The organism is Acidithiobacillus caldus ATCC 51756 (assembly GCF_000175575.2).
In the GTDB taxonomy this organism is placed as follows: domain Bacteria; phylum Pseudomonadota; class Gammaproteobacteria; order Acidithiobacillales; family Acidithiobacillaceae; genus Acidithiobacillus_A; species Acidithiobacillus_A caldus.
This window is the reverse complement of record NZ_CP005986.1, coordinates 1,014,717-1,038,555: the sequence shown is the minus strand read 5'-3', so window position 1 is coordinate 1,038,555 and position 23,839 is coordinate 1,014,717. Positions and strand designations below refer to the sequence as shown.

The window sequence follows — 23,839 nt, the reverse complement described above, 5'->3', positions numbered from 1 at the left end:
CTCAACGGACCTGCGCTGCAGTGCGTCGATATTCCTCGAGCGCGCCGTGGGTTTGCGCGAGGGCCTCCTTCGCCTGACCCTCCACGTCTGCAGGATGCTGCTCCTGCAGGCTGTGCCAGAGTCGACTCGCCAGGCTATGGATCGTGGGCGCTTCACTGAGAATGAAACTGGGAATACGCATGCCGAGGCGCTCCTCCAGGGCAAGGGCCAGTTCCATGCCCATGAGGGAGTCAAAGCCCAATTCGCTGAGCTTTTTACGCTGGTCGAGGTCGGCAGCGTGGAGACGCAAGATCTGGGCGACTTCCTCAGCGATCCATTGGGCAAGTTCCTGTTGAGCGGCATCGGCGGCCATCCCATGGAGCCGGGCACGCCAATCAAGATCCGTATCGGAATGTCCCTGATGGCCGTCGATATCCGTATCCAGCGCTACAAAACGGGCTGAATCCACATACGGGAGCGCGGCACGCAACCCATTCCAGCGCACATCGGCTAAGGCAAGCACTGGAATATCCCGGTGGATGGCCAACTCCAGCGCGTCCAAAGCCTGTTCGGCACGAATGGCGCTGCCTCCCAAGCGTCGCTCCAAGAGCGACAGCGTTTCATTGTTCTGCGTCAGAAAGCCCGCGTCAGAAACTGGACCCAACTGCAATACCGTCGCCGGCATGCCTTGGGACCGGCGCAACGCGGCCAGCGCCTCCAAAAAGCCGTTGGCGGCGAGATAGGCGCCCTGTCCGATATTACCCAGGAGATTGGAGATAGAAGAAAGGAGCACAAAAAAGTCGGGCTCCCGCTGCAGACTCCAACGGTGAAGCACCCAGGCTCCCTCAACTTTGGGGGCCAGCACCCGGCGCAGCGTCTCCGCGTCCAAATCCTCGGCAAGTTGGTCTTCGATCACGGCGGCGGCATGTACGATCCCACCGATGCGTCCCCAAGCCTCCAGGTCCTGCAGGCAGTTCTCCAGGGCCGAGGCATCGGTCACATCTACGGCAAGACTACGGTATTCCAAATCCTCGAGCGCATTGGTCGCGAGAAATTCGCCGGCCTCCGGCGCAAGTACGCCGCTGCGACTCAAGAGCGCCAGCTTACGTGCACCACGTTCGATCAAGCGTCGTGCGCTGCGCCAGCCCAGACCGCGATTTCCACCGGTGACCAGATAGATCGCCTCGGGATCCAGCCGCAGGGGTTGCGACGCGGGTCGTAAAGGCGAGCGTTGCGGCAGGTGCGGCCCGCGCGTATCGATGACGATTTTTCCCAGCTGTCGGGAGCGCTGCATAAACCGGAAGGCGTCCTGCACGGCAAAACTGGGGAAGCGGGACGCCGGTAAGGGACGTAACTCACCACGGTGAAAGTGCGCAAGACATTCGCTAAAAATCTCGCGGGCGCGCTCTGGACACTGTGCCAAAAGTTGATCCGCGTCGATCCCAAAATATTGCAGATTCTGGCGCATGGGCCGCAAACCCAAACGGGTATTACCATAAAAATCGCGTTTTCCGAGCTCCAGAAAGCGGCCGAAGGGGCGGAGCAGGCGCAAGCTCTGGTCCATCGCCAGCCCGGCGAGGCTGTTGAGCACCACATCCACGCCCTCTCCCGACGTCTCCGCAAGGATCGCGTCGGCAAAGTCCAAAGTGCGGGAGTCGTGGACGTGGTCAACGCCCAGCAAACGCAACAAATCGCGCTTGGCTGGGGAGCCCGCCGTTGCCCAGATTTCCGCCCCAAGGAGTTCGGCAATCTGGATGGCGGCCATGCCCACCGCACCCGTTCCGCCGTGGACGAGCACCCGCTCACCGGCTTGGAGCCGTCCCAGGGTTTTCAGGGCATACCAGGCCGTGAAAAAGGCGACGGGCAAGCCCGCCGCCGCCACCATATCCAGACCGTCGGGAAGCGGGGCAACGGCGAAGGTCGGCGTGACCACCCGGCTGGCCAGACTGTAGGGACCAAAGCCCAAGACCCGATCTCCAGGGCGAAAATCCGTTACGTTGGCACCAACGCGGCGAATGGTGCCGGCAAACTCAAGACCAAGGCCAGGGCCAGCAAAGCCCGCTTCCAGCGCCTCGTCTCCGAGCAAACCCAGAGCGTACATGACGTCCCGGAAGTTGAGGCCCGCTGCCTCCACCTCCACCTCGACACTTTCAGAGGCCAATTGGGCGTCGGCGGGGCAAGTCTCCCAGGCCAAATACTTCAACTGCCCCGACTGAGTCGTGATCAAGCGTGCTCCATCACCCTGCACCGGTTCGGAGTACCCATAGACCGTCGTACGCGGAATCCAACACCGTCCTGCATCGTCCCAAGTGAGCTCCCGGCGCGAAGGCTCAGGGTCAAGCAGGGCCGCAAGCGCCGCCTCGACCGCTGCCGGCTGTTCCAGATCGAGATCCAGAATGCGTAGGCTGAGGTCGGACCACTCGTTGATGAGACTGCGCGCAAAAGCGGCCAGGGCGGCCGCCGCCAGGTCTTCAGGTCTGCCTCGCGGGCGCAAGGCGCCGGGAAGCAGCAGGTCGAGACGCGATCCACCAACCTGCTTCCGGCACACGCGAGCGATGTCCCGCAGGCGCATCGTTTGCGTCGCGAGATGCGCCGTCCAGGATCCCGTTCTGCATTCGAGAACAGGCGCATGGATCCAGATTTCAGCCGACGGGACATCTGAGGTATCGATCAAATCACCCGACTCGGCCACCAGAACCCGGCTGCGACGTTGCAGCGCCGACAACAAGGCACCCTGCCCTCGCCCTAGGTACAGAATGCGCCGCCGATCGTCCTGCGTCTGCCCTCGCTCAGCCGCGGGAGCCTGGAGGATCATTATGCGCGGCCCCAAGCCCTCACCAAGACTATGCACCGTCCACGCCCGGGTCTGGGCCAATTCGCCCAAGGCATCCATGGCGCTCGGAGCTATCCCCATACCTGAACATTTAGCAAGCCATCCGGCCTCCACACCCAGGCACAGCAGAAGAGCTCCCGGGCGCAGCAGTGGGGCAATCCGATCGAGAAAGCCGCCGGGGTCGCTCGGCTCGCTTGCCAGCTGCGCCCAGAGCAGATCCAGCTTGGGGAAACCCTGCGGAATCTCACCCAGTAACGCCCTGGGCCACGACGCCTCATCCTCCAAGGCCTCCGACAGCAACCCCCAGAGGGACAAGTGGGGATGCCCCGCGCCCAAGGGCGGCAGGAGCGTCCACCCGCCATCGCAGAACTCCGCCACCGCAAGATCGTCAAAGGCGAATCCCTCGCCCAACTGCTGCGTTAGGGTTTGGGCCAAAAAGGCCGCTATCCGCGGCGCCCATAACTGTAGATCCCGCGCTTGCCAATCCTCCAGGAAAACTGAACCAGCGGCTTCCACTTCGAGGCCGCAAGCCTTGCTGGCGCCGCGCCCGACGGCCAACGTCCATGCCAGGTGCTCTGGGTAGTCCTCCAAAAGCGTGCGCCAAAGACGCGTCCGGTTCGGATCGTCACCCATCTCCAGATAGCTTTGCAGGAGGGGAAGGAATTCCTCACGCCAACGTGACAGGAGAGCATCGGACCGCCAGAAATGCTCCAAAGCCTCGTGCAGTGCCGACGCATCCAGCGCACTGGGCGCATCGGGGGCGCGAACGCGCTCCAGGTGAGAGACAAAATAACGGGGGAGTGGTCGTCCGTGCTCGACGGCCAGCCGGGCCTGCTGCAGGCGTAAACCCACACAGCGGACGCAGAGCAGCCCGCTGGTATTCACCATCTGCAGGTCCGCCAGCACTGAGTGGGGAGAACGCCGCAAGAGATGCAGTCGCGCCGAGGATAAAGGCTCCGCGCTTCCCCACCAGTCCACGCGATCGATACGTACCGGGACATAGGGAAGGGCCTCGCGCTGCGTGTCGTCGGCCAAAAGATCGACGAAGAGCTGAAAAGCTCCGTCCAGCACCCTGGGATCCAGGTAAAAGGGGCCAGTAGACTGGTCCATCGGGCGTTCCAACGCACCGTCGAGCCGGTCGCCCAGGCGGCTCCCCGCCCGCACCGTGCGGAAGGCCGGCCCATAGTGCAAACCGAGTTGCGCGGTGCGGACGTAATGGGTCTGCGCGTCCACCACGTCCACACCACCTGTGAGGCTTGGCCAGGCCTGCGGACGCTGGTGCCCCAAGGGGCGGATCTCCGCACGCACATGCTCCACCCAGCCATCGCCCATCTGGGCCCGGGAGCGCAGGTGCAACAACCCCTCGGCCCAGTGGGTGCGCAAGATACGGCTGTGCTCTTCCTCCAGGACCAAAGGAGCCAGAATCTCGAAGTTCTCGACACAGAGCCCCTCGCTCTCGGGAAAAATTTCATGACCCGCAGCGAGAACGATTTCCAGGAATGCGGCGCCCGCCAGGAGCACGCTGTCTCCCACGCGATGGTCCCGGAGCCAGGACTGCGTGGCAAGATCCAGCACTTGCTCCCAGGTGTGGGGATGCTGGGCAAGCGCATGGCCCAGGAGTTCGTGGACGGGGTCGCGCTGAAGCAAGCGATAGGATTCCGCGGTGGGCTCCTGCCAAAAGCGTTGTCGCTGCCAGGGATACGGTGGCAGATCCAGCGGTGGCAACTCTTGGGGATAATAGCGTTGCAGATCCTTATCGAGACCTGCCGCCCAGAGCTCGCCCACGGCCTGACGCAGCGCCGCTACTGCGTCGCCTTGCCCGCGCCGCAAGGCGCCAACGACGTGTCCTTCGCACTGCCGATGTTCGAAAATCTCGCGCAGATAGCCACGGAGCACTGGATGACCGCCCAACTCCAAGAAATAGGGCGATTGCTCCAGACTCCGCTCTGCCGCCTCCGCAAAGCGCACTGGTTCCCGGACGTTGTGCCACCAGTACTCGCCGTCCAGGGACGTTCCAGGCAGCGATTTTCCCGTCACGGTGGACAAAAACGGAATACGCTCGGCTCTAGGCTGCAGGCTGGCGAGATGGTTTCGCAGTTCGTCGCGTAGGGAATCCATGGCGGGACCGTGAAAGGGGTAGTCCAAGCCCAGGCGCTTGCAGGCGATACCTTGGGTCTTGAGCACACGCTCCAGTCGATCCAGGGCCTGCGCGGCCCCCACCACCGTCACCCCCCGCGGACTGTTGATGGCGGCCAGATGCAGCTCGGAGTCCAACCCCTCCGCCCGCAGCAGGTCCGGCAGCACCTCGGGAGAGACGGCCACGGCAGTCATCTGCCCCAAGCCACGGGTGCGCTCCTGGGCAATGCTACGGTAGTAAATTACCCGCGCTGCTTCGGCGAGAGTCAGCGCGCCGCAAGCCCATGCTGCCGCGACCTCGCCTACACTGTGGCCCACGACGGCTAACGGTTCCGCGCCGAACGACACTGCCAATTGCGTCTGCGCCACCTGCAAGGCAAAAAGTGCCGGTTGTGCCCGGGCAGTGGAATCGTACAGATCGAGAGAATCTTCGCGGAGCAGCTCGTCCACCAGCCGATAGCCCGCAAGGGGAGCAAAGGTGGTGTCGATTTCCTCTACGACCGCGCGGGCGACGGGATGAGACAGGAGTGCGCGCCCCATGCCCGGCCACTGACAGCCGTTTCCGGAATAGATGAGGACCACACCGCGTACCGCAGCCCGCGCATCCCGCCAATCGGGGCGACGCACCACGACCGGCACCTCCGCTCCATCGGCAAACTGGCGCAGTTGCAGGCCAAGGTCATCGCGGTTGCGGAACCAGAAGGCAACACCAAAGCCCAAAGCCTCGCGCCGGAAATTCTGCTGGTAAATAGCGCGCTCGAAGTCCCGGCGACTCAAGGTCTCCAGAAAGTCGGCAAGCTCCGCCGCCAAAGCCCGCAAGCCCTGGGCCTCCGCCCCCGTCAGCAGGAGAGGACGCCAGCCATCTGTAGGCGTGGGCGACGGGTTCCAAACAACTCGCTGAGGCCGCCGCCACCGGGGCGGACTCTGCAGCAAGGCGTGCGCATTGGCGCCGCCGAAACCAAAGGAATTGACGCCGATGTGCAGCACCCCATCCTGGGGTAAGGATCGCCGTTCCCGAACGATGTCCAAGGGATAACGATCCAAGGGCAACTTGGGGTTGATTTCCTCAGCGCCAATGCTGGGTGGAATCTCCCGCTCCCGCAGGCAGTGGATGGCCTTGAGCAAGCCCGGAACGGCCGAGGCGGTCTCCAAATGCCCAAGATTGCTCTTGACGGAGCCCACGGGCAGCGCCTGGCGGCGATGGCGCGCGAGGGCCAGACCAATAGCTTCGAGTTCGATGGGATCTCCCACCGCCGTACCGGTACCATGGGCCTCCAGGTAATGCAGATCTTCCGGCGCGAGACCAGCCTGGGCGTAGACCTTCTCCAGCAAGGCCGCTTGCGTTTCTGCCCGCGGCACGGTAATGCCACTTTTGTTGCCGTCGGTATTCATGCCCGTGGCCACCACCACCGCAAGTATCCTGTCGCCGTCGCGGCGGGCCCGATCCAAGGGTTTCAGGACGAAAACGCCGCCGCCTTCAGAACGCACATAACCGTCTGCACCCGCTGCAAAAGGACGGCTCAAGCCTTGAGGCGAGAGCATCGAGGCCTTGGAAAAAATCAGGAAGCCATAGGGATGGAGGTGCAGATTGATGGCCCCGGCCAGCGCCAGATCGCAGTCGCCGCGCGCCAGGGCCATACAGGCAAGGTGAAAAGCCACCATGCCCGAAGAACATGCGGTGTCCACCACAAAGCTTGGCCCACGCCAATCGTATACAAAGGAAATGCGGTTGGCGGCAATGCTGGCCGTCGCTCCCGTCGCAGAATTCGGGCCGATGGCGGCAAAATCATCGGCGTTGCGGTAGGCGTAATCTGTGCTCGCCAGCCCCACAAAAACTCCCGTATTGCTGCCACGCAGGCGTCGGGGCCGCAAGCCAGCCCGCTCCAGCGCCTCCCAGGACATTTCCAGCAGGAGGCGCTGCTGCGGGTCCATGGCCACCGCCTCACGGGGCGAGATCCGAAAGAAGCCCGCATCAAAACCCGCTACGTCGCCCAGACTCCCCGCCGCGAAGGTGACGGACGTCCCCGGGTGGCTGCGCCGCGGGTGCCAAAAGGCGGATTGCGCCCAACGGTCGGGCTCCACCTGTGAGAGTAGGTTTTTACCCTGGCGGAGATCTTCCCAAAAATGCGGGTCGGAGGTTTTGGGTAAGCGTGTCGCGTACCCAATGATAGCAATGGATGGCAAACGCGGCATGGATTTATTTGATGACGCCAGCAGTGGTGAGGCCCTGAATGGGATAAACGATCTGCACGATCAGGCCCAGGAACTTTTGCAAATCGGTGACCGGAGCACTGGCCACGTAGATGAGATCCCCGTTCTGGACCGGAAATTGCTGAGCCGCAAAGAGGGTGGCTGGATTGCTGAAGTTGAAGCGAAAAACCACCGGGACCTTGCCATCCACCAGATTGCCTCTTCGGGCGAGGTCGGGCAGCAGCTCCGGGGGCTCCATGCGAAACACGTACACCGCCCGCGCATCGGCCTCATTACCATTGAGCCCGCCCGCCCGCGCCAGCGCCCGGGCAAGACTGATACCGGTGGCCTCAAAGTCGATCTCCTTGGTCTCGCGGGTGGCACCCATCACCGTCACATGCAAAGGCCGGTAGAGCGCCGTGACCACATCCCCCGCGCGCAGGGAGATATTGGCTGCGGGGTCACTGATCACCTTTTCCAGCGGCAGGCGCAGCACCCGGCCGGCCCGGGATATCTGTATGGTCACCTTACTCACGGGCTGGACCACGCCACCCGCCGCCGCCAAGGCCTGGAGGATACTCACACCACCTGGCTCAAGGGGTACTTGTTTGCTGTCCTTGACGTTACCCACCACCGAGATACTTTGCGCCCGATTGCGGACCAAGCTCACCACCACCTGCGGGTCATGGGCTTTACCCTGGAGATCCCTGCGAATCTCTTCGGCGATTTCCTGTGTGCTCTTGCCCGCGCAGGGGACACGGCCAGCAAAGGGTACAAAAATAGTGCCACCGGCATTGACCATCTGCGGTGGAATGGTGGTCATCATGGAACCCGAAGGCGTGCTCGTGGACGTCAAGCCTGTAGCGAAGAGCATGGCCGGAGGCGCTTCCCAGATGTGCACCTCCAGCACATCGCCAGGACCCACGGTGTAGAGAGAAGGCGTGGGATTGGAGAAGTCCTGCAGGAGCTCCATATCCGGACTATCCATCCGGGTACGCAGCAGATGCGCAAGGCCATAATCCACATCCACCAGGCGAATGCCCCGCAACTCTTGATTGTGCTCGACGTTGTCGACGCGTGCGGCGCGGGGACCAGAGTACGGCAGGTAAGCACTGCAACCGCTAAGCAACAGGGGTGCGAATCCGAGAGCGATGAAGCAGATCTTGATGTTCGACAAGCGCAGTCTATCCTTGGCGGTAGGTGTTCGTAGAGTGTCTTGCATATTGACCAATTTTATGGCCGATGGTACCGTCCTACCCCAGACATTACAAGGCACATGGCCGGATCGGGTACTTCACAATGCATTTTTCTGGGTCAGATTGCCATTCGCCGCAGGTCGTCCCCGTCATACTGTCGGGAGGTACCGGCAGTCGTCTGTGGCCCCTGTCGCGCACTCAACAACCCAAGCCCTTCATTCCTCTTCCGGATGGCGAGAATCTCCTCGGCAAAACCCTCAAGCGCGTGCAGGCACTACCCCACGGCGGCCGGCTACTCATGGTCACCAATCGGGATTACTATTTTCTATCACGGGACACCATAGCGTCGGCCCTGGGCGCGGATCACGAGGACCGCGTGGAGTACCTACTGGAGCCCAAAGCCCGCAACACGGCTGCAGCCATCGCGGCGGCGGCGCTCTGGGCACAGGATCAAGTGGGCCCGGAAGCAGTACTGTTGGTCTTGCCCAGCGATCACCTCATCGAGGATGCGGCAGGTTTCTGTGCAGCCGTGGGCAAGGCGGCACGCCTTGCGCAACAAGGCTACTTGGTCACCTTTGGGGTCGTCCCTTCCCGTCCCGAGACGGGTTATGGGTATATCGCGCAAGGCGCGGCGCTGGAAGGCGGCTTTGTGGTGGACCGTTTTCTGGAAAAACCCAATCGGGAGACGGCAGAGGCCTACCTAGCCGGTGGTCAGTACCTCTGGAATGCTGGGATTTTCTGCTTTACTGCCAAAAACCTTCTGCAGGCCATGTCCGAACATGCTCCCGCCGTCCACGAGGCCACCCTTGCCGCCTGGGCGCAAGGACAGGCCAACGGCGATACCTGGTGGCTGGGCAAGGCCTTTTCCCAGAGTCCGGATATCTCCATCGACTACGCCGTGATGGAATCCCACGACCGGGTCGCCGTCGTCCCCGCCACTTTCGACTGGAACGACCTGGGTGCCTGGGAAGCCATGGGTGAGCTCCTGCCCGCTGATTCCGAGGGCAACCGCGGCCATGGTGAGCTGCTGTGGGAAGACAGCCGCCAGTGCGTGGTGTACAGCCCCGAGCGCTTGACCGCGCTACTGGGGGTGGAGGACCTTTTGGTGGTGGATACACCCGATGCCCTGCTCATCGCCCGCCGCGATCGAGACCAGGACGTCAAGCGGATCGTGGAGCGCCTGAAGGGGTCCAGCCACCCTCTGGCGGATACCCACATCACCGTGCATCGGCCTTGGGGCACGTATACGGTCCTCGAGGAAGGCGAACACTTCAAAATCAAACGGATCCTGGTCAAGCCCAGAGAAAAGCTTTCTTTGCAGATGCACTACCACCGCAGCGAACACTGGATCGTGGTATCGGGTACGGCTAAGGTGGTTGTCGGGAAGGATGAACGCCTGGTAATGACCAACGAGTCCACCTTCATCGCCGCCGGCACGGCCCATCGCCTGGAGAATCCGGGGGTCATCCCCTTGGTGCTCATCGAAGTGCAAAGTGGCGCCTACCTGGGTGAGGACGACATCGTCCGCTTTGAGGACATTTACGGGAGGGTCGAGGCCTCGGCCCCCACACCATAAGGAAAAGCCGTTTGCTGTCCTCGATTTGGAACTGGTTTCGCAACCTGAGCAAATTGTTCGTCTGGGTGGTCGTCGTCCCCACGGGTCTGTCCATTTTGTACTTTGGCTTCATCGCCTCGCCCGTCTACATCAGCGAATCGCGCTATGTGGTCTACAGCCCCGGTGAGCATTTCAGCAGTTCTGGCGGGCTGGCCAGCCTCATCAGCGGGCTGGAGGGAAGCTATTCCAGCAGCGCATCCCAAACCATCATGGCCTATATCTCCTCCTGGGATGCCATGATGACGCTCAATCGCCGTTTTGATCTGGCCAAACTCTATTCCCAGGGGGTGGATTGGCTGGACCGCTACGGTGGGCTCTTTCATCCCTTCAAAAACCAGGTGCGGCTGTGGCGCTACTACCAGAGCATGACCACGGATTCCGTGGATCCCACCAGCGGCATCAGCACCCTCAAGGTCAAGGCCTACAGTCCCCAGGCGGCCCAGGAAATGAACCGCTTCCTCCTGGCCAAGGGGCAAGCCATCGTCAACCAACTCAACGCCGGGGCCCGGGAGGAGGCGGTCAAGTTTGCCCGTCAGGACGTCGAGCAAGCCCGGGCCAACCTGGCCGCCGCCACCGTCGCCCTCACTCGCTACCGCAATGGCCAGCAGGTAATCAGCCCACTGCAGCAGTCCCAGTTGCAGCTGGCTCTGGTAAACAAGCTGCAGGACCAGCTGATTCAGGAAAAGACCCAGCTCGCGGCCATTCTTGCGCACGCCCCGCAGAACCCCAATATTCCCGTCCTGCGCTCTGGTGTGCAGGCCCTGGAGACCCAGATTGCAGCGGCCAACGCCCAGATCACCGGCGATCATCAATCGTTGGCGAGCAAAGATACAGAATATGAAACCCTGCAGGTGAATCAGGCCATCGCCCAGAAGCTCTTGGAAGCGGCGGTGACGGCCCTGGAACAGGCGCGAATCACGGCGCAAAAACAGGAGTTGTACCTGGAAACCATCAGTGCACCCAACGCGCCGGATGCTCCACAGTTACCACGGCGCCTGGAGGGGATCTTGGCGACTCTGGTGATATCCCTCATGATTTGGGGCGTGCTGGTCGTAGTCATTGGCGGTATCAAGGAGCACCATGAGCGCTGAGCTGCAAGGGCGCGAGCACAAGGCATCCTTGTGGAAACAGTTCGCCATCCAACGTCGCGTCATTTGGGCATTGGTGATGCGCGAAACCATTACCATGTATGGTCGCGAAGGCTTGGGCGTACTCTGGATCATTGCCGAGCCGGCCATGTTCGTCATCGGTGTGATGATCATCTTTTCCTACATCGAGGCCGATTACATCAACGGTATCAGCCCAGCGGAGTATCTGGCGGTGAGTTACCCCACCCTACTGTTCTGGCGTAACGGCACGGGCCGAGTGACTAAAGCCATCGACATCAATCGATCCTTACTCCACCACCAGCTCATTCGCCCAATGGACATCATTTACGCGCGCATCATCCTCACCTTTGCCAGTGGTGCGGCCGCATTCATGGTGCTCTATCCCATCTTTACCTTTATCGGGGTTACCCATCTACCGGCCAATTGGTATGCCTTTGGTATGGGTTACCTGTTGGTAATCTGGTTTTCCTTTGCCTTCGTGCTCATCATGGCGGCGCTGGCGGAACTATCGGAAACCATCGAGAAAACCTCTCACATCATCCTCTACCTCATGCTGCCTTTCTCTGGGGTTTTTATACCTATGTACTTGGTACCGGAGCCCTATCGTCATTATTTGCTCTATTTCCCCCTCATCGATGCGGTGGAGTACTTTCATCACGGTTACTTTGGTAGTCAGATGCCGACGTATTACCATATTCCGTACACCATCGCGGCCATCATTGCGATGACCTTGTTGGGATACACACTGACGGAGATAGCCATCAAGCGGGTCAAGGTGCATGGCGGCGGCTAAAGGGAATCTGGAGGTGTGCAACATCGTCAAACGCTACCCCATAAACCATGGGCGCAACGAGCGTGTGATTCTGGACGGAATATCGTTTACCTTGCGCCCCGGAGAGAAACTGGGCATCCTGGGACGTAATGGTGCGGGTAAATCGACCCTGGTGCGGATCATCAGCGGTTCAGAGTCGGCCAATAGCGGAGAGATTGTGCGGGGGATGTCCTTGTCCTGGCCCTTGGCCTTTGGTGGCGCGTTTATCGGCAGCCTGACGGGCAAGGACAACACCCGACTCATCGCCCGGGTTTATGGCGTTGACTATCACCAGATGTTGGAGTACGTGAAAGACTTTGCCGAACTTGGTCCATATATTGGGGAACCGGTAAAGTCCTACTCCCACGGTATGCAGGCGAGACTCGCCTTCGCCATCTCCATGGCCATAGAGTTCGATTGCTATCTCATTGACGAAGTGATGGCCGTCGGGGATCATCGCTTTACAGAAAAGTGCAATCGGGATCTGTTCGAAAACCGCGGTGACCGCGCCATGATCATCGTCTCCCACAGTGTGGACATCATTCGTGCCCACTGCGACCGGGCAGCACTCCTGGAGAACGGCAGATTGCAACATTTTGACACCGTGGACGGGGCTATTGATGCCTATCAGGCCCTCCAATGAGCGTTAGTCGATGACGAGATCTTTCTACCGCGCCTTTGAGGACCGTCACCGAGGTTCGAGAGAGCTTATTATCGAGCGCTTGAAGCAATACGCTCCTTTCCTGGAATCCATAATGGCGGTTACTTCGGAACCTCGGGCTCTGGATTTGGGCTGCGGGCGGGGTGAGTGGTTGGAATATCTCGGAACCCTCGGGATTGGCGCTCGCGGCGTGGATTTGGACCGCGGTATGCTCGCCGCTTGCAAAGAAAGGGGACTAGCCGTCCGGTTGCAGGATGGTCTTCATGTCTTACAAGAATGCACAGACGAGAGTCTTTCCTTGGTAACGGCTTTTCATGTGGTCGAGCATATTGGTTTCGAGGAGCTTCATCGTTGGACTGAGGAAGTGTTGCGCGTGCTTCAGCCAGGGGGTCTATTGATTTACGAGACACCGAATCCCGAGAACATCGTGCTAGGCAGTGGCAACTTCTATCTGGATCCAACCCATCGGCGACCTCTCCCGCCAGCTTTGCTTGAGTTTCTTGTCGAGTATGTGGGATTCGCTCGATGGCATATCGCGCGTCTCCAAGAAGATCCCAAACTGCAAGAAGAGCCTTCTCCTTCGCTTTTGCAGGTGCTCTCCGGAGTTAGCCCCGATTACGCAGTTATCGCTCAAAAGGAAGCTCCAGCTGCAGTAATGTCTGTATTCAATGAGGCCTTCACACGGCGATGGGGACTAACCTTGGGGGAACTTGCGTCGCGCTACGATCAGTCTCTCAGAAGTCTCCTGGAACACGCTCCCAGAAAGTCTCGAGTTATGAAGAGAGATAGATCTAAAGATGGCGATTGAAAACATCTACGAGCTGTTTATTCTGGATAGTGAAACGTTTGTCGTAGAGGCCTATCGCTGCTTGCTCGGACGCGACCCGGATGAACATGGCCTCGCGTATTATTTGGGGAGATTAGCCGTTGGCTACAGCAAAGAAGAAGTTGTTACCCAGTTGGCCTTATCGACTGAGTGTAAGCAATTCGATAAAGTCCAGGGTCTAAAATCACTGGTGAATCAAGTTCGGAAATCGAATCATTGGCTTTGGGGACGCTTTGGCCGTGCGAGCCGACTGGAACGTACGATTCGATCGATCGGCATGGAACAAGCTGCTCATCGCCAGAACGTGATTGGCTTGATTCCTATCTGTACCTCTTTGCAAGAGATAATCTTAAAGCTTTCGGAATATGTTCGCGAAATGTCAGTTAAGCTCTCACACGAGGGAAGCGCTGACCATCGTCTCTCTCGAGAGGACGTGTGCAATGCTTTTCTGGACGTTCTAGGGCGTGAGCCAGAGAACGAAGAGGTTGTTGCCCATCACGCGCGACTACCAACCCTAGAAGCGCTACGAATAGCACTAAGGAAGCTCTGACCTAGCCTAAAAAGGTGCGCCTTGTCCCCAGTATTGACCTAAGCACGTTGCTATCAGGTCACTTATCCGTCAAATTCCCCCATTTTCTGGAGAATTATTGGATATTGGGCACACCACTCCCTACGCGGCCAGGAGATATCTCCTCAGCATGTACAGATTGGCCAAGGCAAAGAGCGTGGTCAGTTGAGCACCGTTCTTGGCCAGACCCCGATATCTGGTTCGCTGATAACCGAATTGGCACTTCAGCACCCGGAAGGCGTGTTCTCCCCGGGCACGGATCCGGGCAATGGCGCGGTTGTAGCGCTTGAGGGCCGCCAAGCCGGTTTTCTGCCCAGGATAGCGTCGCCGCGCTACCGCGTTCCGTATGCCTCGGGCCACCAGCGTGTCATGCACCTGGGGATAGTCATAGCCCCGGTCAGCGAGGACCACCGACTCCTCTCCGGTAAGGAGCCCCTCCAGCCGCTGATGATCCGGTACCTTGGCCGCCGTGAAGTCCACCGCCTGTACGATACCTTGGAGATCCGTTGCCACATGCGCCTTCATCCCGAAATACCACTGATTCCCTTTCTTGGTGGAACTCATCTCTGGATCCCGCTTGCGGTCTCGGTTCTTGGTGGAGCTCGGGGCGTGAATCAAGGTGGCATCCACGGTCTTGCCTTCCTGCAGCAAGAGCCCTTTCTCCTGCAACACGGACTGCACCTCGGCAAAGATGGCCTGGGCAAGCGCATGGCGCTCCAGTAAGCGGCGGAACTTCAGGATCGTGGTCTCATCGGGAACGAAGTCCCGACCCAAGTCGATACCGACGAATTGACGGAGCAGAGGAACCTCGTACAGGGCCTCTTCCATCCCCGGATCGGAGTAGCCGAACCATTGCTGGAGAAAGTGGATCCGCAGCATCCGCTCCAAAGGCATAGGTTTGCGGCCGCTGCCCCCCTTGGGGTAGTGCGGCTCGATCAAGGCCACAAGCCTGGCCCAGGGAACCACGGCATCCATCTCGGCCAGAAAGCGTTCTCGCTTGGTCTGCTTGCGGCGTCGCGACAGGCTGGGCTCCTCGGCAAAGGTTATCTGTCCGGACATGGATAGCATCTCCTCGCTACTCGGTCAGCCCATTGTATCAGATGGCTAAATCAGAGACTCCCTAATGGAAAGCCGCGAGTATCGTAGTAAGGCACCAGGGGAATATGCGAGCAAACTTCTTGATCAAATAGTCCGAAACTATAAGTGGCAGCCCACAAACTAGACCACAGGGAAGAAAATGCTTATCGTTATTGACATGCAGGGCGCGCAAACAGAAAGCCGCTTTCGCGGCATTGGCCGCTATACCATGGCGCTAGTCAAGGAAATGGCGCGGCAGCGGGGCGAACATGAAATCATCCTCGCGCTTAACGCGGCCTATCCCGAAACCATCGAACCGATCCGCGCCGCGTTCGGGGGCTTACTGCCCTTCGACGCCATTCGGGTCTTCGAAGTCGCCGGCCCTGTTGGCGGCCACGACTCAGCCAACGATGCCCGTCGCAACGCGGCGGAAGTGATGCTCGAAGCGTTTTACGCAAGCTTCGACCCAGATGTGATTTTCATTCCTGCTCTCTTCGAAGGAATAGTTGGTGCGGCAGTAACTAGTGTACATGCATTTCAGACTACCATTCCGACGGTAGTTACCCTGCACGATCTTATCCCTTTAATCCACCGCGATATTTACCTCCAAGACACAGCCGTATCGAGCTATGGTCAAGATTGGTGTATGAGCATTTGCTAACACGATTCAGGCGGCGTCCTGTTGAGGATCCAGCCGGGTTTCGTTGGCAGGCATCCCATCGACAAATGTCACCCCGGCAAAGAGCTCGCGCAGTCTTTCCGGATGCTGAATCCCGCGCCAGTGTCTCTCTGCCTGCTGGATGAGCTTGTAGCTCAGGCCAAGGAAAGTGGCTCGAGAGACACAGTTTTTAGTGCGGCTGCTGCGTTGCCGTACGGTGGCGAAGGTCGATTCGATGGCGTTGCTGCTGCGGATATGCCGCCAGTGCTCTGCCGGGAAGTCGAAGAAGGTCAGCAGCACGTCCCGGTCCTTCTCGAGCTTTGCGACCGCTCTGGGATATTTGGCCTGGTAGTCCCGCACGAAGGCTTGCCAGGCTTTCTCCGCAGCTTCACGGGTGTCGGCCATCCAGATCGCCTGCAGGGCGGCCTTGGCTTTCCCCTGAAGGCGCTTCGGTAGCTCGTTGAGGATGTTGGCCGTCTTGTGCACCCAACAGCGCTGATGACGGGTTTGTGGGTAAATCTCGTCCAGGGCGGCCCAGAAACCCATCGCCCCATCTCCTATGGCCAGTAGTGGCGCCTCCTGCAGCCCGCGGTCGCGCAAGTCCCGCAGGATCTCTAGCCAGGAGGCTTTGGACTCCCGTAAACCGTCGGTGACCGCCACGACCTCCTTCTTGCCCTCGGCCGTCACGCCAATAATGACCAAGAGACACATCCGGGGATCGTCCTCCGCCCGCAGCTGGGTATAGACCCCGTCGGCCCACCAATAGGCGTAGCGTTTTCCCTGTAGAGACCGGCGCTGCCATTGGGCATGCTCTTGCGCCCATTCGACTTTCAAGCGTCCCAGCACGGCCGGAGAAAGCCCCTTGGCCTCCTCGCCCAGGAGAACAGACAGCGCCTCGTGCATCCGTCCCGACGATACCCCGTGCAGGTACAACCAGGGGAGCGCTGCGGCCACGGTCCGCGACTTGCGCACGTAGGGCGGTACCAGGGAAGAACGGAAGACCACGCCCGAACCGGAGCGGTCTCGCACCTTGGGGACCTGTACAGGCACGGGGCCGACCGCTGTCAGGATCTCCCGCTCCGGCAGATATCCATTCCGCACGACGGCCCGGCGACCATCGACCATGCGTACCGCGGCATACTCCTCCAGCAGCACCTGCACCTCGCCCTCGATGGCCTGTTGGATCAGCTGGCGCGCGGACCGCCGCAATAAGCCCTCGATGTTCAGGCCCAACTCTCCCATTCCTCCGTCGAAACCAGTACTCTCTTGCATGGCGCACTCCTCATTCGTTGCGAATCGGATCCAGAAACCCTTTTCTAGCAACAGTGCGCCACCCTCCTCAAGCTAGTTGTAGACCTCCCGTACACCAGATTCGAGCATAGCTCAGCCGTATCGCGATGGTACTATAGCAAAATTAAATATTTGCGTCGCGCCGAACTGCTTTTATCTGTGTCTGAGGCGTCTAAGCAAGAGGCAATAGATTATCTCGATTTCCCGCCAACGCAAATCGCGTGCGTTCAAAATGCCTGCGACAATCGATTCCAACCAATCAAACTCACCGCCGCGCAGAATGAATACCTGAAGCGAAAGTATAATATCGATCGACCTTTTGTAATGAATGCAGGCGGCGCCGATCATCGCAAAAATCTAGACGGTCTGTTCCGCGCTTTCGCGCTTCTGCCTGCGAAGTTGCGTCAATCCTATGCACTCACTCTCGTCGGATGGGAAGTCGCAGAACAGAAACCGCAGCTTCTTAACATCGCACAACAGGCAGGGTTGCGCGAAAGCGAACTGATTTTCACTGGCTATGTCCAGGATGATGATCTGGCACTTCTGTATAACGCCTGTACCTTATTTGTTTTTCCTTCATGGCACGAAGGCTTTGGTCTGCCAGTACTGGAAGCGATGGCCTGCGGAAAAGCTGTTATCGCTGCGAACAGCTCCAGCCTACCCGAAGTGATTGGACGCTTAGATGCCCTGTTCGCCCCACGCGACGATGTCGCGCTAAGCGCGAAGATGGCAGAGGTACTTAACAACCCTGAGTTCCGTCAAGAACTTGAGCGCCACGGCTTAGAGCAGGCCAAAAAATTCTCTTGGAATGCCAGCGCGCAGTGCGCTTGGCAAGCCCTTGAGGCGCTGCACCGCTCTCACAAAAAACCACAAATGACGCTCCCGCTATCCCAACGCCCGCGGCTAGCTTTTGTATCCCCTCTACCGCCCGAAAAAACTGGCATTGCTGACTACGCTGCCGAGCTTTTACCCGAACTGGCGCGGCATTACGAGATTACCGTGATTGTGCAGCAGGCCGAGGTCATTGATGCGTGGGTGCAGGCCAATGCGCCGATTCGTGATGTGGCCTGGTTTCGCCAACATGCCGCAGGGTTCGACCGCATTCTCTATCAAATCGGAAACTCGGATAAACATGTTTTCATGTTCGGCCTGCTTGCCGACATCCCCGGTGTCATCGTGTTGCATGACTTTTTCATGTCCGGCGTCTACGGCTGGGTCATGGAGGAGAGCCAAGAGTATCGAAGGCACTGGACGAAGAATATTTACCATTCTCATGGATGGCCGGCCCTACTGCAACGCTTCAAAAATGAAAAAGCAATCTGGGAATGGCCGTGTAATCTGTCTGTCTTGAATCAATCGCTTGGCGTCATCATTCACTCCGATTTTTCCCGTCGCCTCGCTCAAAACTTTTATGGTGATCGAGTTGCTAACGATTGGGCACTCATTCCGCATTTGCGAACATCGGCAGACCATATCGACAAAAAGTCTGCACGTAAACAACTCGGAATTTCTGAAACGAGTTTCATCCTTTGTAGCTTTGGGGTACTCGGCCCCTCAAAACTCAACACTCGCTTGCTCGACGCCTGGTTGGCATCGCCGCTCGCAAATGACACGCGCTGCCGACTGGTTTTCGTTGGCGAAAATGATGGCGGTGATTACGGAAAAACTCTTTTAGAGCAAATTGAGCAAAACCCTGCAAACAACCGCATTAACATCACCGGCTGGGTGGATATAGACGCCTACCGCCTCTGGCTTGCTGCAGCCGATGTGGCGGTGCAGTTGCGTACCTTGTCGCGAGGAGAAACCTCGGGAACAGTGCTCGACTGTATGAATTACGGCCTGCCCACCATCATCAACGCCCACGGTTCCATGGCCGATTCGCCTGAGGATGTCGTGTGGATGCTGCCGGATGAGTTTACCGACGCACAGCTTCGTGATGCACTCCTCGCTCTCTGGAAAGACCCGGCGCTTCGCAGCGAACTCGGCGCGCGCGCTCGATCCCACATCTTGTCCAAACACAATCCGCGTCAGTGCGCTGATCAATACGCTCAAGCGATCGAACGCATGTATCGCAACGCGAATCTCGGCGTGCAAGGCGTGGTGCAAACCTTACCCCGCCTCACCCCACATCTAGTGCCAGGCGAACTCCCCGCCTTTGCGTCGGCGCTCTCCAACAACATTCCACCCAGGCCGCGCAGGCCGCAGTTACTGCTCGACGTTTCCACACTCATAAAAACGGATTTATGGAGCGGTATCGAGCGAGTGACTCGCTCGCTTTTGCGCGAAATTGCGCTAAGCGAAGATTTACCCTGGCATGTCGAACCGGTTTACGCAGTAGCTGATCAGCCAGGGTTTCGTTATGCCAGAAAATTCATGTGCCGGTTTCTCGGTATTCCCGATGACTGGGCAGAAGACGCGCCCATTCAGTTATGGCACGGCGATGTCTTTTTAGGGCTTGACTACAGCCCATCCATCATTCCCACCCAGGAGAGCACTCTCAAGAATTGGAGCGCGCGAGGTATTCGGCTTTATTTTGTCGTGCACGATCTCTTGCCCGTCACCCTGCCCGAGGTTTTTCCTGAGGGCAGCGCGCAACACCAGCAACGGTGGCTAGAGACAATGTCTCTATTCGACGGAGCGATCTGCGTATCGCGCCACGTTGCAGACGAATTATTCGAATGGCTGCAAGTTTTTGGAAAGAAGCGCGAGCGGCCATTCTGCATCGATTGGTTCCACCACGGCGCTGACCTGGAAAACAGCGCTCCCACACGCGGGCTGCCATCCGATGCGGAAAAAACGCTGTCTGCGTTTACCCAGCGCACCACCTTCCTGATGGTGGGCACCATCGAGCCCCGCAAAGGCTACCTACAAACCCTGCAGGCGTTTGATCGAGTCTGGGCGCAGGGTGTAGACGCGAATCTCGTCATCGTCGGCAAAGAAGGCTGGAAACCCCTGCCCGATGCGCAGCGCCGTGACATTCCGCAAACCATGCTAGCTCTGCGCTCTCATCCTGAACTCGGCCAGCGCCTGTTCTGGCTCGATGGCATCAGCGATGAATATTTGGAGAAGGTCTACGCCGCAGCAAGCTGCCTCATTGCCGCGAGTTTTGACGAAGGTTTTGGCCTGCCGCTGATCGAGGCCGCCAAACACGGCTTGCCGCTCCTCGTGCGCGATATACCCGTATTCCGCGAAGTGACAGCAAACCACGCTTATATCTTTGAAAACAACCGCACGCCAGAAGCTATTTCCACGGCAGTACAAACCTGGCTTGATTTGTATAAGAAGGGCGCTCAACCGCGCAGCGATGAAATGCCCATCCAAACATGGCATCAAAGCGCACAACAGGTGCTCTCAGCGATTCATCCACAAAAGCAGCACTACAAATCTTGGTTGCCAGATGGAGTACGACGCTTCTAGGGCGCAGACCCAAGACTACGTTCGCAGGTCGGCCCCTGTTTCGGTAAAAGCATTCGCACGAACGGACAAGCTGGCCATTTACTTCATGGCCCTTATACTCAGTTGCCGCCCGGACAGTATGAAGTGCGAGTATCGGCTTTAGTGAACAATGTGACCGGACTAGAGGTATTAGACGTTGTTTGCGATCAGGCCAGAACAATTATCTTTAAAAAAGACAGTCCATTTAAAAACTCCAGCCGATTGGATCTTCATGAGCACTTTGAATTAAGAGATTCTTGCAAAGATTATGAAATTCGAATTTTTGTTTCCGAGGAAACTAATCTGATCTTAGAGTATATTGAATTGCAACGCATTCTGGGATCGGCGACATCTATTCATGACCCCTTAACGTATGCGGTAAACAGACTGATTTGAGCGTAACAACTATTTAATATAGGAGGCTAGAAGTATCATCATCTTTAAAAGAAAAAAACGATCGCCTTTATGAATGGATCAGGCAGAGGATAGCTGACGCTACCATATCAGGAGAACTTCAGGATGGATTTCAAAATTCGGTCACAGTGGTGCAAACGTGCGATCCGTACAAATACAAAGACATATTTGAGTGGCCAAAAGTATTGGCATGGCCTACAGGGGTTATGTTGGAATTATAAGAGGCTGCTATGCACACCATGCCGCGTACAACAGAACAAAAATTTTGCGCGATCTTTTTTGACGATGAATATAAAGGATGGATTATTTATATAGCTGCAGATTCAGTAATTCAAAATACTTCATTTGATTTTATAGGCAATCTGTCTATAATGCGAGAAAATAAAAGATTTTATGGATGGCGCACAATATCCCACAAGATGATTACTTGGCTTTCAATGACGGAATATTTGGCATTGATCCTGGAAGTTCTGTTTCTAGAACGATTATAGAGGGGCGCCTCGAAAAACCCCATCCTGCCCGAGTTTTTGGTAAAATGGTGGGCAGGTAGATGGCAGCAGGATAGACGGGATGATTGCTCGCAGGACTGCGGTGACGAATGATCTGTTGGCAGATGACGGTTACGTCCAGAAGATGGATACCATTGGGGATCCGCTGCAGAAGATCGAGGCGGTGGTCGATTTCTCTGCGTTGGCGCAGGCGGTAGAGGAGATCGCTCCCCGTCCAGAGCAGCCCAAGGGTGGGCGTCCTCCCTATCCTACCGAGGTGATGGTTCGGGTCTTGTTGGTCAAACGTTTGCACGGCCTTTCTGACGAGCAGACCGAGTTTCAACTGCTGGATCGTCGCAGTTTCCGGCGCTTCTGTGGCCTCGAGCATTCCCGCAATATTCCGGATCGGACCACAATCTGGAACTTTGAGAATCGGATTGGGGTAGAGGGAGTCACGGCCCTGTTCAACGAGTTGGATCGACAGATTCGTGCTCATGGCCTGGAGGCTCGTGCGGGGCAGATCGTGGATGCCACCTTGGTGCCTGCCCCCAAGCAGCATTTTACCCGGGTAGAGAAAGAAGTCTTGGAGCAGGATGCCATGCCCGCCGGCTGGAAGCCCGCCAAGCGGCGGCAGAAGGACGTCGATGCCAGCTGGACCAAAAAGCATGGCAAGTCCCACCACGGCTACAAGTTCACCGTGAGCGTGGATCGCAAGCACAAGTTGGTTCGGACCTGGATTGCCGACACCGCCAAGGTCCATGATTCCCAGCACTTGGAAGCAGCGCTGGACGAGTGGAACACCAGTGCGGAGATCTATGCCGACAAAGGGTATGTTGGGGCCGATCGAGAGGAGCGTTTACGGGAGCAAGGCTATCGCCCAAAGATCCAGCGCAAAGCGAAGCCTGGCAAGCCACTCTCGGCCTGCCAGGAGCGGCGGAATCGACGCATCGCGAAGGTCCGAGCACGCGTAGAGCATGTTTTTGCCGCCATCCACCAGTGGGGTGGCAAGCAGATCCGCACCATCGGCCAGGCCCGTGCCACCTTCGCCATGGGCATGATGGTAGTGGTCTACAACATGCGCCGTTTGGCCTTTCTGGGGGCGTAATGCGTCCAGAGGTCAGGAAATAGAGGAAAAAATCCTACAACAGGATGAGAAAACGGCTCAAAAAGTCCATTTTTGAGCCTCGACAGGTTTCTTCATGCCGTGTGGTCTGATTTTTGGGGTTTATCGAGGTGCCCAGAGGTATGGGGGCTCCTCGACACATTGAGTGGGTAAGGCGGTATGATTGCTTTATGAGAAGGGCAGCGAGCTGAGGATGAGGATGGACCAAGGTAATCAACTGTTCGCTCTGGCGTTGGGGTTGGTTCCGCCGTGGGTTGTGGACGAGGTGCGATTCACGTTGGAGGAGAAGCGCCTGGACCTGCACGTGAACTTGCTCAAGGGCAGTCGTTTTCCGTGCCCTGTCTGCGGCCAGGATTGTCCGGTCTATGACACCCAGGAGAAGGTCTGGTGCCACCTCGACTTCTTCCAGCATGCGGCTTATCTCGATGCCCGGGTACCGCTGGTCCGATGCCCGGAACACGGCGTGCATTTGGTTTCCGCCCCTTGGGCGCAGGAGGGTTCGGGATTCACGCTGCTTTTCGAGGCTCTCGTCATGGCCATGGTCCGGGAGATGCCGGTATTCACGGTCTCCCGCCTGGTGCGGGAGACGGACCAGCGACTCTGGCGGGTGCTCGATCACTACGTCGCCAAGGCCCGCAAGGCCGTAGGTATGTCCGATGTCCATTCCGTCGGTGTCGATGAGACGAGCGGCCGGCGCGGCCATGATTACATCACCCTGTTTGTGGACCTGGAGGCCAAGCGCTTGCTCTTTGCCACACCCGGCAAGGATGCCAAGACCTTTGAGCAGTTCTCCGAAGATCTGCAGGCCCATGGCGGTAGCGCCAAGGCCATTACGGAGGTCAGCATGGACCTCTCGCCAGCCTTCCAAAAAGGGGCCGCAGAACACCTGCCCAACGCCCAGGTCACCTTCGATCGCTTCCACCTCTTGAAGCTCGTCAATGAGGCCGTAGATGCCGTGCGCAAGGGGGAAGTCCTCTCACAACCCGACCTGAAAAAGAGCCGCTGGCTTCGGCTCAAGAACCTGGGAAAGCTCTCCGCCAAGCAAAGCGCCAGGCTCCAGGAGATCCTCAAGAACCAGAACCTCAAGACAGCTCAGGCTTATCCGCTTCGCCTGACCTTCCAAGAAATCTTCACCGTCCGGAATCGCCACCAGGACACCACCCTGCTCACGGCCTGGGTGGAAAACGCCAAAGACAGCGGATTACCGCCAATGGTCAAGGTCGTCTACATCCTCATGAATCACTGGGATGGGGTGCTCCGCTGGTTCGAGAGTCAAGACACCCGCAGGATTCTGGAAGGCTTCAATAGCCCCATCCCATCTGCCAAGGCCAAGGCCAGAGCCCGTGGCAACAGCACTCACAATAACTTTATCAACATGACCTACCTGATCCTCGGTAAACTGGATCTCAGGATACCCACATGAAACGTCA

General features: G+C 58.3%; 14 protein-coding genes. 10 read left to right on the top strand and 4 right to left on the bottom strand.

The genetic code is table 11. The features are described from left to right. Position 1 precedes the first annotated feature (1 nt). Both ACAty_RS05190 and ACAty_RS05185 read right to left on the bottom strand, forming a co-directional pair. A complete protein-coding gene (locus ACAty_RS05190) occupies positions 2-7,141 on the bottom strand; it encodes a type I polyketide synthase (protein WP_051620745.1) in 7,140 nt (2,379 codons plus the stop codon). Between the two features lie 4 nt (positions 7,142-7,145). Continuing rightward, positions 7,146-8,315, bottom strand: coding sequence for a polysaccharide biosynthesis/export family protein (locus tag ACAty_RS05185; protein ID WP_226824177.1), 1,170 nt, complete (start codon positions 8,313-8,315; stop codon positions 7,146-7,148). 122 nt (positions 8,316-8,437) lie between these two features. On the opposite strand from ACAty_RS05185, the gene ACAty_RS05180 reads away from it, so the two are divergent. Genes ACAty_RS05180 through ACAty_RS05155 form a run of 6 tightly spaced genes read left to right on the top strand, consistent with a single transcriptional unit; the run spans position 8,438 to position 13,906 of the window. Then, positions 8,438-9,910, top strand: coding sequence for a mannose-1-phosphate guanylyltransferase/mannose-6-phosphate isomerase (locus ACAty_RS05180; RefSeq protein ID WP_004871542.1), 1,473 nt, complete (start codon positions 8,438-8,440; stop codon positions 9,908-9,910). 11 nt (positions 9,911-9,921) lie between these two features. Beyond that, on the top strand, positions 9,922-11,040 hold the full coding sequence (locus ACAty_RS05175) for a hypothetical protein (RefSeq protein ID WP_004871540.1): 1,119 nt from the start codon (positions 9,922-9,924) through the stop codon (positions 11,038-11,040). Beyond that, positions 11,030-11,851, top strand: a complete 822-nt coding sequence (locus tag ACAty_RS05170) for an ABC transporter permease (RefSeq protein WP_004871538.1) — start codon at positions 11,030-11,032, stop codon at positions 11,849-11,851. Before ACAty_RS05175 ends, ACAty_RS05170 begins: the two co-directional genes overlap by 11 nt. Continuing rightward, complete coding sequence (locus ACAty_RS05165; protein WP_038471719.1) at positions 11,838-12,512, top strand: ABC transporter ATP-binding protein; 675 nt, start codon at positions 11,838-11,840, stop codon at positions 12,510-12,512. Before ACAty_RS05170 ends, ACAty_RS05165 begins: the two co-directional genes overlap by 14 nt. Positions 12,513-12,522: 10 nt before the next feature. Beyond that, on the top strand, positions 12,523-13,338 hold the full coding sequence (locus ACAty_RS16730; RefSeq protein WP_051620744.1) for a class I SAM-dependent methyltransferase: 816 nt from the start codon (positions 12,523-12,525) through the stop codon (positions 13,336-13,338). Continuing rightward, complete coding sequence (locus ACAty_RS05155; RefSeq protein ID WP_038471716.1) at positions 13,328-13,906, top strand: DUF4214 domain-containing protein; 579 nt, start codon at positions 13,328-13,330, stop codon at positions 13,904-13,906. Before ACAty_RS16730 ends, ACAty_RS05155 begins: the two co-directional genes overlap by 11 nt. A gap of 120 nt (positions 13,907-14,026) precedes the next feature. On the opposite strand, the gene ACAty_RS05150 is transcribed toward ACAty_RS05155, so the two are convergent. Further along, positions 14,027-14,983, bottom strand: a complete 957-nt coding sequence (locus ACAty_RS05150; RefSeq protein ID WP_004871535.1) for an IS5 family transposase — start codon at positions 14,981-14,983, stop codon at positions 14,027-14,029. Between the two features lie 178 nt (positions 14,984-15,161). Between ACAty_RS05150 and ACAty_RS05145 the strand changes: the two genes are divergently transcribed. After that, positions 15,162-15,662, top strand: a complete 501-nt coding sequence (locus tag ACAty_RS05145) for a glycosyltransferase (RefSeq protein ID WP_038471713.1) — start codon at positions 15,162-15,164, stop codon at positions 15,660-15,662. Between the two features lie 6 nt (positions 15,663-15,668). Here ACAty_RS05145 and ACAty_RS05140 read toward each other — a convergent pair whose 3' ends face one another. Beyond that, positions 15,669-16,931 (bottom strand): IS256 family transposase, encoded by a 1,263-nt coding sequence (locus ACAty_RS05140; RefSeq protein ID WP_004868469.1) that lies wholly within the window; start codon positions 16,929-16,931, stop codon positions 15,669-15,671. 150 nt (positions 16,932-17,081) lie between these two features. Between ACAty_RS05140 and ACAty_RS05135 the strand changes: the two genes are divergently transcribed. From ACAty_RS05135 to ACAty_RS05125, 3 genes are all read left to right on the top strand, one after another. Then, a complete protein-coding gene (locus tag ACAty_RS05135) occupies positions 17,082-20,366 on the top strand; it encodes a glycosyltransferase (RefSeq protein WP_051620743.1) in 3,285 nt (1,094 codons plus the stop codon). Positions 20,367-21,371: 1,005 nt separating this feature from the next. Beyond that, on the top strand, positions 21,372-22,391 hold the full coding sequence (locus ACAty_RS05130) for an IS5 family transposase (RefSeq protein WP_169737324.1): 1,020 nt from the start codon (positions 21,372-21,374) through the stop codon (positions 22,389-22,391). Positions 22,392-22,608: 217 nt separating this feature from the next. Continuing rightward, positions 22,609-23,832 carry an ISL3 family transposase gene (locus ACAty_RS05125; protein WP_038471708.1) on the top strand — a complete coding sequence of 408 codons (1,224 nt, stop codon included), beginning with the start codon at positions 22,609-22,611 and terminating at the stop codon, positions 23,830-23,832. The last annotated feature ends 7 nt before the right edge of the window (positions 23,833-23,839 follow it).